Genomic DNA, 14,886 nt, shown 5'->3' with positions numbered 1-14,886 from the left:
GCCGCTCAACCTTCAAGAAAGCGCTCGAGATCGACGGCCGGCAGCGCAACTGTCAGCGCAGGGTCTTCGAACGGCGGGTCGTAAAGGCGGTGATAACCGAACGCGACATCCGAACGCACAGGCGCGCCGTGCCGGCGCAGGCACTGGTCAATCTTCTGCAGGAAATTGCAGGCCGCGTTCCGCTGCATGCAGAACTGCTCGTCCAGCTTGATCTGCCCACCTCGCCGCTTAGGGAACGCGCCCCCAGCATGGCGCCTGCGTGTTGCCTTCCACTCGATAGGCAAGGCACAGACGATAGGCTAGTCGTCCCGCCGAAGGCTGTTCGCGCAGCTGCAGATGACCAGGTCTGAACGGGCCCCGACGCCTCCCCTACCCTTACCAGCGCCGCTTGGCGGCTTTTCCCGCACAGTTCACGGCATTTGTACGCCAATCATCCCAGCACTAACCGAAGGTCGCTTGAGCGAAATCATTACGTAGCAGTTCGCTCGGTACTTTAATCGAACCAGTGCCGCGGACTTTTCAGGAGATAGCTATGGCCGCAAATTCGAAGCAGCTCAAGCTCGGAGCATTGGTGGCTCTCGTCGTGGGCTCGATGATTGGCGGCGGGATCTTCTCCCTGCCGCAGAACATGGCCGCCAGCGCCAGCGCTGGCGGCATTCTGATCGGCTGGGCGATCACGGCCGTGGGCATGCTGACCCTGGCTTTCGTTTTCCAGAGCCTGGCCAATCGCAAGCCGGAACTGGACGCCGGTGTCTACGCCTACGCCAAGGCGGGCTTCGGCGATTACATGGGCTTTTCTTCGGCGTGGGGGTACTGGATCAGCGCCTGGATCGGCAACGTCAGTTACTTCGTGCTGCTATTCAGCACCCTGGGCTATTTCGTGCCGATGTTCGGCGAGGGCAATACCCTGCCGGCGGTAATCGGTGCCTCACTAGTGCTGTGGGGCGTGCATTTCCTCGTGCTACGCGGCATTCGCGAAGCAGCGTTCGTCAATCTCGTCACCACGATCGCCAAGATCGTGCCGCTGATCCTGTTCATCGTCATTACCGCGGTGGCGTTCCGCCTGGACGTGTTCACCGCCGACTTCTGGGGTCGCGGCAACATCGAGCTAGGCGGCGTCATGCAGCAGGTACGCAACATGATGCTGGTGACGGTGTGGGTATTCATCGGCATCGAAGGCGCCAGCATCTTCTCGGCCCGCGCCGAACGCCGCAGCGATGTCGGTCGCGCCACGGTGATCGGCTTCTGCAGCGTGCTTGCCTTGCTGGTGCTGGTGAACGTGCTGTCGATGGGCATCATGAGCCAGGCCGAACTGGCGGGCCTGAAGAACCCGTCCATGGCTGGCGTGCTGGAACAGGTGGTCGGGCGCTGGGGCGCCGTGTTGATCAGCGTCGGGCTGGTGGTTTCCCTGGCCGGCGCCCTGTTGTCCTGGACGCTGCTGTGTGCCGAGATCCTGTTTGCCGCGGCGCGCGACCACACCATGCCGCAGTTCCTGCGCAAGGAGAACGCCAAGCACGTGCCGGTGAATGCGCTGTGGCTGTCCAACGGGCTGATCCAGCTGTTTCTGATCATCACCCTGTTCAACGCATCGACCTACCTGAGCCTGCTCTACCTCGCCACGTCGATGATTCTGGTGCCCTACTTCTGGTCGGCGGCCTATGGCCTGCTGCTCGGCGTACGCGGCGAGGGATACGCCGGCGCAGCTGGCGAGCGGCGCAAGGACGTCCTGAATGCTGCCATCGCCACGCTCTATGCGATGTGGCTGGTCTATGCCGGGGGTATGCAGTACGTCCTGCTGTCGGCGCTGCTCTACGCCCCCGGCGTGCTGTTCTTCGCCAAGGCCAAGCATGAGCTCGGGCAGCCGGTGTTCACTGCCATCGAGAAGCTGATCTTCGCGGTGGTGCTGATCGGTGCGGCGATCGCCGCCTACGGGCTTTATGACGGGTTCCTCTCGCTCTGACGCGATAACACTGCCGTATCCACTCGCCATGATCACAAGTCGTGGCGAGCCCCCGAAGCACCAACAGGTGCGACGACCAAAGGAGGCAATTCAATGATGTTGCAACCACCGAAGCTCGGCGTTCACTCCGAGGCCGGCAAGCTACGCAAGGTTCTAGTCTGCTCGCCGGGCCTGGCCCATCAGCGCCTGACCCCCAGCAACTGCGACGAGCTACTGTTCGACGACGTGCTCTGGGTGAGCCAGGCCAAGCGCGACCATTTCGACTTCGTCAGCAAGATGCGCGAGCGCGGGGTCGAGGTGCTGGAAATGCACAATCTGCTGACCGAAACGCTTAGTGATCCCGAGGCACTGAAATGGCTCCTCGACCGCAAGATCACCGCCAACCAGGTCGGAGTCGGCCTGCAGGGCGAAGTACGCAGTTGGCTGGAAGGCCTGGAGCGACGCCGGCTGGCGGAATTCCTCATCGGCGGTGTGTCTGGCAGCGATCTACCTGGCAGTGAAGGTGGCGAGATTGTCCGCATGTTCCGCGACTACCTCGGCCACTCGAGCTTTATCCTGCCGCCGCTGCCGAACACCCTGTTCACCCGTGACACCACCTGCTGGATCTACGGCGGCGTTTCGCTCAACCCGATGCACTGGACCGCACGGCGCCAGGAAACCCTGCTGACCGCCGCCATCTACCGCTTCCATCCGCAGTTCCGCGGCCAGGATTTCAAGGTCTGGTACGGCGACCCCGAACTCGATCACGGTCTGGCCACGCTCGAAGGTGGCGACGTCATGCCGCTTGGCAAGGGTGTGGTGCTGATCGGCATGGGTGAGCGCAGCTCGCGGCAGGCCATCGGCCAGCTGGCCCAATCGCTGTTCCGCCACGGCGCCGCCGAACGGGTGATCGTCGCCGGCCTGCCCCGTTCTCGATCAGCCATGCACCTGGACACCGTTTTCAGCTTCTGTGATCGCGACCTGGTGACCATCTTCCCGGAGGTGGTGCACGGCATCACCGCCTTCAGCCTGCGCCCGGATGAGTGCAAGCCGGATGGAATTGACGTGCGCCGCGAGCAAGCACCATTCCTCGATGTGGTCGCCGAGGCGCTCGGCCTGCCGGCGCTGCGGGTGGTGGAAACCGGCGGCGACAGCTATGAAGTCGAGCGTGAACAATGGGACGACGGCAACAATGTGGTCGCTCTGGAGCCCGGCGTCGTCATCGGCTACGACCGCAACACCTTCACCAACACCCTGTTGCGCAAGGCCGGGGTCGAGGTCATCACCATCAGCGCCAGCGAACTGGGCCGTGGCCGCGGCGGCGGGCATTGCATGACCTGCCCGATCGTCCGCGACGCCATCGACTACTGACAGCACGAGGCGACGTGCTCCCACGCCGCCTGGCGAAAAGAGGAAGCGAATCATGCCGTTCAATACGCACAACCGCAGCCTGCTCAGCCTGATGCACCACAGCGAACGCGAGCTGCGCTATCTGCTCGATTTGTCCCGCGATCTCAAGCGCGCCAAGTACACCGGCACCGAGCGCCAGCACCTCAAGGGCAAGAACATCGCGCTGATCTTCGAAAAGACCTCGACGCGCACGCGCTGCGCCTTCGAAGTCGCCGCCTATGACCAGGGCGCCAACGTCACCTATATTGACCCCAACTCCTCGCAGATCGGCCACAAGGAGACCATGAAGGACACCGCTCGGGTGCTCGGTCGCATGTACGACGCCATCGAATACCGCGGTTTCAGGCAGGAGATCGTCGAGGAGCTTGCCCGCTTCGCCGGCGTGCCGGTATTCAACGGTCTGACCGACGAATACCACCCAACGCAGATGATCGCCGACGTCATGACCATGCGCGAGCACAGTGACAAGCCGCTGCAGCAGATCAGCTACGCCTACTTGGGCGACGCGCGCAACAACATGGGTAACTCGCTGCTGCTGATCGGCGCAAAGCTCGGCATGGATGTGCGCATCGCCGCACCTCGCGCACTCTGGCCGAGTGCGGAACACGTCGCCGCCTGCGAGGAGTTCGCCAAGGCAAGCGGCGCGCGTCTGACGCTCACCGAAGACCCGCTTGCTGCGGTGCAAGGCGTCGATTTCGTCCATACCGATGTGTGGGTGTCGATGGGCGAACCGCTGGAAGCCTGGGCCGAACGAATCAAGCTGCTGCTGCCCTACCAAGTGAACCCGCCGCTGATGCAGGCAACCGGCAATCCGCGCTGCAAGTTCATGCACTGCCTACCGGCGCTCCACAACAGCGAGACCAAGATCGGCAAGGAGATCGCCGCAAGCTATCCGCACCTGGCCAACGGCATCGAAGTGACCGAGGAGGTGTTCGAATCACCAGCCTGCATTGCCTTCGAGCAGGCCGAGAATCGCATGCACACGATCAAGGCGATTCTCGTCTCGACGCTGGCGGGCATCTGAGTTCGTGCGCCTGATACGGAGAACCGCAGCATGCGTATCGTCATAGCCCTGGGCGGCAACGCCCTGCTTCGTCGCGGGGAGCCGCTGAGTGCGGACAACCAGCGCGAGAACGTCCGGACCGCCTGCATGCAGATCGCGCGCATCGCGGCGGGCAACGAACTGGTAGTCGCCCACGGCAACGGGCCGCAGGTCGGGCTACTGGCACTGCAGGGAGCCGCCTACAAGGAGGTTCCCGCCTATCCACTGGATGTACTCGGCGCCGAAACCGAGGGCATGATCGGCTACATGATCGAGCAGGAGCTGGGCAACCTGCTGCCATTCGAAGTGCCCCTGGCCACCTTGCTGACTCAGGTCGAGGTAGATCCCGAGGACCCGGCGTTCAAGCAGCCGAGCAAGCCGATTGGCCCGGTTTACAGCCGCGATGAAGCCGAGCGTCTTGCCGAGGAAAAAGGCTGGGTAATCGCAGCGGATGGCGACCGATTCCGCCGGGTGGTGCCCAGCCCGCGACCGAAGCGCATTTTCGAGATCCGGCCGATCAGCTGGCTACTGGAGAAAGGCAGCGTGGTGATCTGCGCCGGCGGCGGAGGCATCCCGACGGTATATGACCAGAGAGGTCGACTGCAGGGGGTCGAGGCGGTGATCGACAAGGATCTGTGCTCGGCGCTGCTTGCCGAGCAGCTGAAGGCGGACCTGCTGGTGATTGCGACCGATGTCGACGGCGCCTACCTGGACTGGGGAACGCCGCAGCAGCGGCGTATCGCCGAGGCGCATCCCGACCGACTGGAATGCCTGGGATTCGCCGCCGGCTCCATGGGCCCCAAGGTACAGGCAGCCTGCGAGTTCGCGCGCAACACCGGCAACGTCGCGGTGATCGGGTCGCTGGAACAGATCGAGGCCATCATCCAGGGCCAGGCCGGCACGCGGGTGAGCCTTCAAGCTGCAGGGCTCGTATAGCAGATAAACAAAGGGCGCCATCGGCGCCCTTTGCATCGACCATTTTCTGCTCAGTTACCGCGGCGTAGCGCCTGCGGAGAGAAGTCGCGTGGGCCGAGCTTCACGTCGAAGTCGTACATCGGCTCGTTGTTGTCCAGGCCGTCGACGAAGTAGTTACCGTCCTTGAGGTGGTAGAGCGTCTCCAGCGTGCTGTTGAACATCGGCACGTCGTAGTAGCTGATCGGATGGCTTTCCTGCAGGCCGATCAACTGGCCCTTCTCGTCATACAGATCGACCGCCAGGATCGCCCAGCTGTCCTCGTCGATGTAAAAGCGACGCTTGTCGTAGAGATGGCTGAAGCCCTTGCGCAGCGTGGCCTCGACCACCCAGACGCGGTGCAGCTCGTAGCGCAGCAGGTCGGGATTGAGGGTACGCGGCTGGACGATGGTGTCGTAGGCGATGCCCTTCTGGTGCACGGCGTAGCTGTTGTAGGGCATCAGCATTTCACGCTTGCCGAGCAGTTCCCAGTCGTAGCGATCCGGCGCGCCGTTGAACGAGTCGACCACGTCGGCCGTGGCCAGGCCGCTGGTGTCCGGCTGCAAAGAGTCGTAGGCCAGCGAAGGCAGGCGACGCACGCGGCGATCGTCCGGACTGTAACGCCAGGCCTTACGGGTGGTCAGCACCTGATCAATCGGGTCCTGCACCACCAGCGCGGTACCGGAGAGCTTGGCTGGCGCGGTAACGCGGTACTTGTAGTACAGCACGGTGTTGTCCAGATCACCGTAGGTCATCCCCTCGCGGTTGTAGACGTAGTACACGTGGCGGTCGCGCTTGATGTAGTTGGCCCGGCCGCCGATCACCACCGCCTGGTTATTGATCATGTGGCTCTGGTCACCCTTGTAATGCAGGATGTGGTTCCAGATGACCTCGATGCCGCTTTGCGGAATGGGGAAGGGAATCCCGGCCGCCGCGCCCTGGATGCCGTTGCCGTTGGCGATCAGTTCGGCGCTGACAGCATTGAAGCGGGTGGCATCGTAGATGCGCTGCGGTACCGCGGCACTGCGGCGGGTCGGGAAGACGCGCAGGTGATAGTCAGGATAGCGCTCCAGCAGGGCCTTCATACCTTCGGGAAGCTGGTCGCCGTACTCGCCCAGATTGTTGCGATCGACACGGTAGAGCACCGAGTCGCCAGCAAATGGATCGGGATGGTGCATGCCCGGCTCGTAGCCGGCTGGCGCCGCCACGCCACCGGTCCAGGGCGGAATGGTTCCGGCCGCATTGCCGGCACGCTCCGCTCCCAACGGCGTCAAGTCCTGCCCCAGCCGCGCCGCCTGAGTGCTGTCTACCTTCGCCTGTGCCGGTAAAGCGGCACAGGCCGCCAACAACAGAATTCCGATCTTTCCGTACATCGTTTTTACTCCCCCCATGGCGCACGACGCGGGGCAGGGCTAGCGAGCCCAGCTGTCGGCGTTGCATTGTTATACGGTGTGGGCAACAGGCATGCCTCCCTGGCAGGCTCTCGTCCCTGGCCGCTGCTGCGGCTCTCGATTGGATGTGGCGCAAGCGACCGCGGCGGGGCTTCGTCGAAGCTGCCAGGCAACGGTCGCGGGTATCTCGGTACAGGTTGTTGCGGTTTCGCTCAGTCGATGCGCTGGAACTTCAGATCCCACACACCATGGCCGAGCCGCTCTCCACGGCGCTCGAACTTGGTCACCGGGCGCTCCGCCGGGCGCGGCACGCAGCGCCCGTCTTCAGCCAGATTGCGATAGCCCGGGGCGACACTCATTACCTCTAGCATGTATTCGGCATAGGGCTCCCAGTCGGTCGCCATGTGCAGCACGCCGCCGATCTTAAGCTTGCTGCGTATCAGCTCGGCGAAGGCCGGCTGCACGATGCGGCGCTTGTGATGGCGGCTCTTGTGCCACGGGTCCGGGAAGAACAACAGCACGCGGTCCAGACTGGAATCGGCCACGCAATCGCGCAGCACCTCCAAGGCGTCGCAACTGTAGACCCTCACGTTGTCCAATTTCTGTGACAGAAGTCCGCTCAGCAGCGCGCCGACGCCGGGTTTATGCACTTCCACGCCGATGAAGTCCTGATCCGGCGCCGCGGCGGCCATTTCCAGGGTGGAATGGCCCATGCCGAAGCCGATTTCGAAGGTGCGCGGCGCGCTGCGGCCGAACACCTCGTCGAAGTCGCGCAGACCGTCCTCGAGCGACAGGCCGAACTTCGGCCAGCCCTGCTCCAGACCACGCTGCTGGCCTTCGGTCATGCGCCCGGCACGCATCACGAAACTCTTGATGGTACGGCGGTGCTCGGTTTGCTGCTCTTCGGCCGCGGGGTTCTGCTCTGTCATGGTCTACCTGCGAGAAATAAAAAACCGGCCCAGACGCAAGGTCAGGGCCGGCCACGAATCGTTTCAGCGAATCAGCCCATCCAGCGGCGACGAGGCGCTGGCATAGAGCTTCTTCGGCATGCGACCGGCAAGATAGGCCAGGCGGCCAGCCTCGATGGCGTACTTCATGGCTTCAGCCATGAGTACCGGGTTCTGCGCATGGGCGATGGCGCTGTTCATCAACACCGCTTCGCAGCCCAGTTCCATGGCGATGGTGGCGTCCGAGGCGGTACCGACACCGGCATCCACCAGCACGGGCACGGTGGCTTCCTCGAGGATGATGCGCAGGTTGTACGGGTTGCAGATGCCCAGGCCGGTGCCGATCAGGCCAGCCAGCGGCATCACCGCGATACAGCCCATCTCGGCCAGCTGGCGGGCGATGATCGGGTCGTCGCTGGTGTACACCATCACGTCGAAACCGTCCTTGACCAGCACTTCGGCCGCCTTGAGGGTTTCGATCACGTTGGGAAACAGCGTCTTTTGATCGGCCAGCACTTCCAGCTTGACCAGCTTGTGACCGTCGAGCAGCTCACGGGCCAGGCGGCAGGTGCGCACCGCATCTTCGGCGGTGAAGCAACCGGCAGTGTTCGGCAGGATGGTGTAGCGCTCGGGGCTGATTACATCGAGCAGATTCGGCTCGCCCGGGTTCTGGCCGATGTTGGTACGACGCACCGCGACGGTGACGATCTCGGCACCCGAGGCCTCGATGGCCGCGCGCGTCTCGTCGAGGTCCTTGTACTTGCCGGTGCCTACCAGCAGGCGCGATTGATAGGTGCGACCGGCCAGGGTGAAAGGCTTGTCGTTCGGAACTGGGCGCATGGGAATTCCTCGTTCGGACGTGTTGCTGCGGACTGGGCGCCGCATGGCGGCGTGACTCGGATGGACGCGGCGAGCTAGCCGCCGCCGATGGCGTGCACCACCTCGACATGATCGCCTTCGCTGAGCTCGGTAGACGCGTGCGCGCTGCGCGGCACGATGTCCCGGTTGAGCTCGACAGCCAGGCGGCGCCCGCTCAGCTCAAGCCGCACCAGCAGGTCGGCCACCGTCTCGCCGGCTGGCAGCTCATAGGGTTCGCCATTCAACTGAATCTGCATGCTGTTCGCCGCCATTGCGAAAAGGGGACGGCATTCTAGCCCGAATCACCCCTGTCACCAACGCGCAGGCCGCGGCCGTTCGTCCCGCTCAGCCGCGTATACGCCATCCGGCGATCACCAGGCATAGCCAGCCTGCGAGGAAGGCCGTGCCACCTATCGGCGTGATCATGCCCAGCTTGCCGATCCCGCTCAGCGTCAGCAGGTAAAGGCTGCCGGAAAACAGCAGGATGCCAGCGGTGAACAACACACCGACCGCGGTCAGCAGCCGGCTCGGATGCAGCAACGCCAGCAGCGCGACACCGAACAGCGCCAGCGCATGAATCAGCTGGTACTGCACGCCCGTCTGGAACACGGCGAGATAGGCCGGACTCAGCTGGCTTCTAAGGCCATGGGAAGCGAAGGCACCAAGCGCAACGCCGGTAAAGCCGAACAGCGCGGCAAGAACGATATAAGCACGAATCATTGCCTTTTCCGGTCGATGGCCAAAGCGGCCGCTATAATGCCCGCACTTTTCGCCCACGACCAAGTGACATGTTGCGAAACCTGCTGCTGCGCCTGTCCAAACTGCTGCTCTGGCTGATCGGTCTATCGGTACTGCTGGTACTGCTGTTCCGCTGGGTGCCGCCGCCATTCACTGCTTTGATGATCGAGCGCAAGATCGAGTCCTGGCGCACGGGTGAAACTATCGACCTGACCCGCGATTGGCGGCCCTGGCGTGAGCTGCCGGACGATCTGAAGATGGCGGTGATCGCCGCCGAGGATCAGAAGTTCGCCGACCACTGGGGCTTCGACGTCGCCGCAATCCGCGCCGCGCTCAGCCACAATGAGCGCGGCGGTTCGCTGCGCGGTGCCAGCACACTGAGCCAGCAGGTGGCCAAGAACCTGTTTCTCTGGTCTGGCCGCAGCTGGCCGCGCAAAGGTCTGGAAGCCTGGTTCACCGCACTGATCGAACTCTTGTGGCCGAAACAGCGCATCCTTGAGGTCTACCTCAATAGCGTCGAATGGGGTGATGGCATCTTCGGCGCGCAAGCGGCTGCGCAACATCACTTCGGCACCGGAGCACCGTACCTGTCGACCCGGCAGGCTAGTCTCCTCGCCGCGGTGTTGCCCAACCCGCGACAATGGAGCGCTGGCAAACCGAGCAGCCATGTGAACAATCGCGCAGCCTGGATTCGGCAGCAGATGCGCCAGCTGGGCGGCAGCCACTATTTGCAACGGATAGAACCCGACCAACCGGACTGGTGGCCAAGCTGGCTTTAGGCCAGGATGCAAACCACTGGCACAGCAGGAAGCAGCACCACCAGTGCAAGACGTATCTCCCGCTCGCCCAGTGCGATGGGGTTTGACTATGTAGTATTTGATCGGACCCGAAGAGTAGTAATGAATACATACCTCGTCCGGCTGAGCCTGGGCTATTTCAGCCTGGCTATGCTTTGGATTTTCCTCGGCGATACGCTGGTCGGCCGCCTGGCCGCAGGCGACAGCCAGACCTGGCAGATGGGCAAGGGTGCCCTGTTCGTGGCGCTGACCAGCGCGCTGATATTCCTGCTCGGCCGCCGGCACTTTCGCCGCTTCGATGAGCAACAGCGCGCCCAGCATGTGCAGGAAACCAGCCTGAAGCAGGCGGCTGCGGTATTCGACAGCACGCAGGAAGGCGTGCTGGTAACCGACCCGAATCAGCGCATCGTGCACGTCAATCCCGCCTTCAGCCGTATCACCGGCTACAGCACCGAGGAGGTGCTCGGGCAGACGCCGAAACTGTTCGCCTCGGGCAAGCACGACGCGGCGTTCTACCAGCAGATGTGGCTGGCGCTAAAGGCGAACGGAGAGTGGAGCGGCGAGATCTGGAATCGCCGCAAGAATGGCGAGGTGTACCCGCAATGGCAAAACCTGCGCTGCATCCACGACAACCGGGGCAAGCTCAGCCACTACGTGGCCGTGTTCTCGGACCTCTCGGCGCTGAAGCGCTCTCGCGACGAGCTCGACCAGCTGGCCCATTACGATCCTCTGGTCAACCTGCCGAACCGCCTGCTATTCACCGAGCGCGCCAAACAAGACCTCGAGCGCGCCCGGGCCAACAAGCGCAGCGGTGCGCTTCTGCTGATCGACCTCGACCACTTCAAGGACATCAACGAAAGCCTCGGCCACAGCCTGGGTGACGCCCTGCTGCAGGCTGTCAGCGCGCGACTGAGCGAGCATCTGGAAAAAAGCATGACGCTCGGCCGTCTAGGCGGCGACGAATTCGCTCTGCTCTGCGAGGGCTACGGTGCAGAAAAGGCCACCGCACTGGCACTGCGCATTCTCGACCGCCTCAACGAGCCTTTTCATATCGGGGAGCAGGAGCTGTTCAGCAGCGCCAGCATCGGCATCGTCCTATACCCCTATCCGACCGATGTGCAGAACGTCGAACAGCTGATGCGCAATGCCGACTCGGCCTTGTTCAAGGCCAAGAGCAGTGGCCGCTCGACCTATGCGTTCTACTCTCAGGAGCTGACCAGCCAGGCCCGCCAGCGCGTCGAGCTGGTAACGGCGCTGCGGCAGGCGCTGGAACAAGGCCAACTGCGCCTGCATTTTCAGCCGATCTACGATTTGCAGACAGGCACGATCAGCGGTTTCGAAGCCCTCGTGCGCTGGCAGCATCCTGAAAAGGGGCTGATCGCACCCGGGATATTCATCCCGATTGCCGAGGAAACCGGACTCATCAGCGCGATCGACCACTGGGTGCTGGAACAGGCCTGCAACCAGGCGCGCGAGTGGCTCGGCCAGGGCCATCCGCTCGGTTTCATCGCGGTGAACATTTCCAGCCGGCTGTTCGGCAACGGCGAACTCGATCTGCAGGTCGCCACCATTCTCGCCAGAAGCGGGTTGGAGGCTCGTCATCTGGAGCTGGAAATTACCGAAAGCGCGGTGATGCAGGACCCAGATGCTGCGCTGGAGCTGCTGCAGCGCTTGCGCGCGCTCGGCGTGCAGCTGGCGATCGATGACTTCGGCACCGGCTATTCATCGCTGCAGCGCCTCAAACGTATGAACGTGCACAAGCTGAAGATCGACCAAGGCTTCGTCCGCGGCCTGCCCGAGGACCGCGACGACGCTGCCATCACCCGTTCAGTCATCGGCCTGGCGCACAACCTGGGCCTGAAAGTAGTTGCCGAAGGCATCGAGACTGCCGACCAGGCGGCGTTCCTGCTCGCGCAGGATTGCGACTACGGCCAGGGCTACGGCTTTGCCCGCCCGCTGCCGGCAGATGAAATCGACTGGCGCCCGAGCGAACTCTGCTATGGCCAAGCCTGCCGCTCGTCCGGGCGCTGATGACGGACCTATATCAATAGGCCACTACGGAAGCTAAGCTGGGGCAACCTTCAGGGCCGACCTGCCAACCGCACCCGCCCTCAGGCGCCCGCAGTACGGCATACTGGCCCGACATCAGTAACGGACCAGCAATGGCTGGCCAGACTGGCATTCAACCGATCCACGCACAGCACACCGCAGTGAAGGCATGAGCGAACCCGTGAATCACCAAAGGCCGTCCCAGGGTCTCCGACAGCTCTTCAGCCGACGCAACGGCATCGCCTGGGCGATGCTGGTGTTTACCCTGCTGGTGCAACTGGTGGTTTGGCAGAACCTGCGCGTCAGCGAGAACCGGGCTGCGGAACAGCAGTTTGAGATGCTAAGCGAGAAGGTCACCGAAGCGATTCGTAAACGGCTTCGCGACCATGAACAGATCCTCCTCGGCGGGGCCGGCCTGTTCGATGCCGTCGAGCATGTCAGCCGCGACCAGTGGCGTGCATATGTCGAACGCCTGCTGCTACCGGACCGTTACCCCGGCATCCAGGGGGTCGGCTTCGCCCAAGCCATCCCCGCGGCCACCCGCGATGCGCATGTCGCGCGCATTCGTGCGCAGGGTTTTCCGGATTACGACATCTATCCCCCCGGCCAGCGTGAGTTTTACACCTCGATCATTTTTCTCGAGCCCTTCGTTGACCGCAATCTGGCAGCCTTCGGCTACGACATGTATTCCGAACCGACCCGCCGCCGTGCCATGCGGCGCGCCGCGAGGCTGGGCGAAACGAGCATCACCGGCAAGGTCACGCTGATGCAGGAAACCCACGGTAAAGTGCAGGCTGGCGTACTGCTCTATGTACCTGTGTATCAACCGAACGCACCGCTGACCACGCCAGAGCAGCGCATGCAGGCATTGATCGGTTTCGTCTACAGCCCTTATCGGGTGGAAGACCTGATGCGCGGCATTCTGCGGGCCGCCGATCTGCCACTGGCGCTGCATATCTATGCCAGCGATGGTGAACAGACCGACCAGCTGATCTATTCCTCCCGCGAGTCAGCCAACCCCGAGGATGCTCGCTACACTCAGCTCCAGCAACTGGATCTCTATGGGCAGACCTGGACATTGCGGTTGGATAGCCAGCCGGAGTTCGACGGCCGCTTCCATGCCAACGAAGCGCTGGTTGCAGGGCTTGGGCTGGGCCTGAGCCTACTCGTGTTCTTCCTCACCTCCTCATTGGCTCTTCGCCACAGCCGCGCCCAGGCACTGGCCGAAGAGATGACCCGCCACATCCGCCAGAGCAGGCATGACCTGCGACTGAGCGAGGAACGCCTGACGCTGGCGCTAAAAGGCAGCAACGACGGGCTCTGGGACCTGGATCTCGAGGCCGGCAGCATGTATGCCTCGCCGCGCGCCTGGGAAATGCTCGGCTACCGTCCGAACGAGCTGACCTGCGACCTCAAGCTGTGGGAACGAGTCACGGTCGCCGAGGATCTGGCGCAGCAGAAGGCCCGGCTGGCGCAGACCATGCTGTCCAATGTCGATCACTTCACCACCGAGCTGCGCCTGCAGCACAAGCACGGACATGTTGTCCCCGTCCTGCTGCGCGGCTATATCCAGCGTGATCCCCAGGGCATGGCCCAGCGCATCAGCGGCACACTGATGGACTTGACCGAACGCAAACGCGTCGAGCAGATGAAGAACGATTTCGTTTCCACCGTCAGCCACGAGCTGCGCACCCCGCTGACTTCCATCAGCGGTGCGCTCGGGCTGATCGTCGGCGGCGCGCTCGGGGCCGCGCCAGCCGCCATGCAGCAGATGCTCGAAATCGCCTACCGCAACAGTCTGCGCCTGGGCCACCTGATCAACGACCTGCTGGACATGGAAAAGATTGCCGCAGGCAAGATGTCTTTCGAGTTGCGCGAACATTCGCTTGGCGATCTGCTTGAGGAATCCCTGGTAAGCAACCAGGCGCTCTGCGAACAGCATGGCGTGCGCTGTACGCTGGAGCACCCGAGCGATGTGCTCGTCTGGGTAGACGGCATGCGCCTACAGCAGGTCCTGGGGAATTTCCTCTCCAACGCCGTCAAGTTCACCCCGCCTGGCAGCGAGATCCGTCTACACAGTAGTGTGCGTGGGCCGCGGGTGCGCGTCAGTGTGACCGACCAGGGTCCAGGCATTCCCGAGGAATTCCGCGCCCGCGTGTTCGAGAAGTTCGCCCAGGCGGACGCCTCCGACAGCCGACAGAAGTCGGGCACCGGCCTCGGCCTTGCGATCACCAAGGAGCTGATCGAACGCATGGGCGGCACGGTCGGCTTCGACTGCCCGCCAGGCCAGGGCACCACCTTCTGGTGCGAGCTGCCGATCCAGGCGTCAACCAGCGAGACGGACAGCCGCGACGACCTGCCACGCATCCTGGTCGTCGAAGACGAACCGGATACTGGCCGCCTGCTGCATCTGATGCTGCGCGAAGGTGGCTATGGCGTGGAGCGCGTGCAGAGCCTGCATCAGGCCCGTGAAAAACTTGCATCTGGCCGTTACGAGGCCATGACACTCGATCTGCACCTGCCCGACGGCAGCGGCATGCAGCTGATCGACGAGTTGCGCGACAAACCGGCGATGCAGGATCTGCCCATTGTGGTGATCTCGGCCGCGCATCAGTTCGACGAAGCCAAGTTTCCCAAGGGGATCGTCTGGCTGCACAAACCGATCACCAACGCGCAGCTGCTGATCGCGGTTGAACAGGCGCGTGACAACATCCGCCAGGCCAGGCGCGAGCCCTGATAGCCAGACGGTGCCTGACGACAGCCA

At 63.2% G+C, this 14,886-nt stretch carries 13 protein-coding genes; 7 read left to right on the top strand and 6 right to left on the bottom strand.

Annotation, left to right across the window (positions count from 1 at the left end; genetic code table 11):
* Nucleotides 1-5: 5 nt before the first annotated feature.
* The gene (locus tag UIB01_RS23350) at nucleotides 6-188 is read right to left on the bottom strand and encodes a DUF5064 family protein (protein WP_230585276.1); all 183 of its coding nucleotides are present in this window, start codon (nucleotides 186-188) and stop codon (nucleotides 6-8) included.
* 344 nt (nucleotides 189-532) lie between these two features.
* Here UIB01_RS23350 and arcD point away from each other — a divergent pair, with 344 nt between their 5' ends.
* The 4 genes from arcD (at nucleotide 533) to arcC (ending at nucleotide 5,327) form a co-directional block, all read left to right on the top strand.
* Complete coding sequence (arcD, locus tag UIB01_RS01330; protein ID WP_038656141.1) at nucleotides 533-1,960, top strand: arginine-ornithine antiporter; 1,428 nt, start codon at nucleotides 533-535, stop codon at nucleotides 1,958-1,960.
* Between the two features lie 93 nt (nucleotides 1,961-2,053).
* A complete protein-coding gene (arcA, locus tag UIB01_RS01325) occupies nucleotides 2,054-3,310 on the top strand; it encodes an arginine deiminase (RefSeq protein WP_038656138.1) in 1,257 nt (418 codons plus the stop codon).
* Between the two features lie 52 nt (nucleotides 3,311-3,362).
* Entirely contained in the window at nucleotides 3,363-4,373 is a 1,011-nt protein-coding gene (locus UIB01_RS01320; protein ID WP_038656136.1) for an ornithine carbamoyltransferase, read from the top strand.
* 30 nt (nucleotides 4,374-4,403) lie between these two features.
* On the top strand, nucleotides 4,404-5,327 hold the full coding sequence (gene arcC, locus UIB01_RS01315; protein ID WP_038656134.1) for a carbamate kinase: 924 nt from the start codon (nucleotides 4,404-4,406) through the stop codon (nucleotides 5,325-5,327).
* Nucleotides 5,328-5,377: 50 nt separating this feature from the next.
* Here arcC and UIB01_RS01310 read toward each other — a convergent pair whose 3' ends face one another.
* From UIB01_RS01310 to UIB01_RS01290, 5 genes are all read right to left on the bottom strand, one after another.
* Entirely contained in the window at nucleotides 5,378-6,715 is a 1,338-nt protein-coding gene (locus tag UIB01_RS01310) for a DUF1329 domain-containing protein (RefSeq protein WP_038656132.1), read from the bottom strand.
* A gap of 230 nt (nucleotides 6,716-6,945) precedes the next feature.
* Nucleotides 6,946-7,662: a tRNA (guanosine(46)-N7)-methyltransferase TrmB gene (trmB, locus tag UIB01_RS01305; RefSeq protein ID WP_038656130.1), complete on the bottom strand. Its 717-nt coding sequence runs from the start codon at nucleotides 7,660-7,662 to the stop codon at nucleotides 6,946-6,948.
* 63 nt (nucleotides 7,663-7,725) lie between these two features.
* Nucleotides 7,726-8,520, bottom strand: coding sequence for a thiazole synthase (locus UIB01_RS01300; RefSeq protein ID WP_038656128.1), 795 nt, complete (start codon nucleotides 8,518-8,520; stop codon nucleotides 7,726-7,728).
* Between the two features lie 74 nt (nucleotides 8,521-8,594).
* The gene (thiS, locus tag UIB01_RS01295) at nucleotides 8,595-8,810 is read right to left on the bottom strand and encodes a sulfur carrier protein ThiS (RefSeq protein WP_256380624.1); all 216 of its coding nucleotides are present in this window, start codon (nucleotides 8,808-8,810) and stop codon (nucleotides 8,595-8,597) included.
* A 73-nt stretch (nucleotides 8,811-8,883) separates the two neighbouring features.
* The gene (locus UIB01_RS01290; protein WP_038656126.1) at nucleotides 8,884-9,258 is read right to left on the bottom strand and encodes a DUF423 domain-containing protein; all 375 of its coding nucleotides are present in this window, start codon (nucleotides 9,256-9,258) and stop codon (nucleotides 8,884-8,886) included.
* 68 nt (nucleotides 9,259-9,326) lie between these two features.
* Between UIB01_RS01290 and mtgA the strand changes: the two genes are divergently transcribed.
* The 3 genes from mtgA to UIB01_RS01275 all read left to right on the top strand — a co-directional run bounded on the left by mtgA (nucleotide 9,327) and on the right by UIB01_RS01275 (nucleotide 14,859).
* Nucleotides 9,327-10,055 carry a monofunctional biosynthetic peptidoglycan transglycosylase gene (gene mtgA / locus UIB01_RS01285; RefSeq protein WP_038656124.1) on the top strand — a complete coding sequence of 243 codons (729 nt, stop codon included), beginning with the start codon at nucleotides 9,327-9,329 and terminating at the stop codon, nucleotides 10,053-10,055.
* Nucleotides 10,056-10,175: 120 nt separating this feature from the next.
* Nucleotides 10,176-12,104 carry a phosphodiesterase DibA gene (dibA, locus tag UIB01_RS01280; RefSeq protein WP_038656122.1) on the top strand — a complete coding sequence of 643 codons (1,929 nt, stop codon included), beginning with the start codon at nucleotides 10,176-10,178 and terminating at the stop codon, nucleotides 12,102-12,104.
* Between the two features lie 187 nt (nucleotides 12,105-12,291).
* Nucleotides 12,292-14,859, top strand: coding sequence for a hybrid sensor histidine kinase/response regulator (locus UIB01_RS01275; RefSeq protein ID WP_038656120.1), 2,568 nt, complete (start codon nucleotides 12,292-12,294; stop codon nucleotides 14,857-14,859).
* The last annotated feature ends 27 nt before the right edge of the window (nucleotides 14,860-14,886 follow it).

The organism is Stutzerimonas decontaminans (assembly GCF_000661915.1).
Classification (GTDB): Bacteria; Pseudomonadota; Gammaproteobacteria; order Pseudomonadales; family Pseudomonadaceae; genus Stutzerimonas; species Stutzerimonas decontaminans.
The sequence above is the reverse complement of the archived record's forward strand: the minus strand, read 5'-3'. Positions and strand labels throughout refer to the sequence as shown.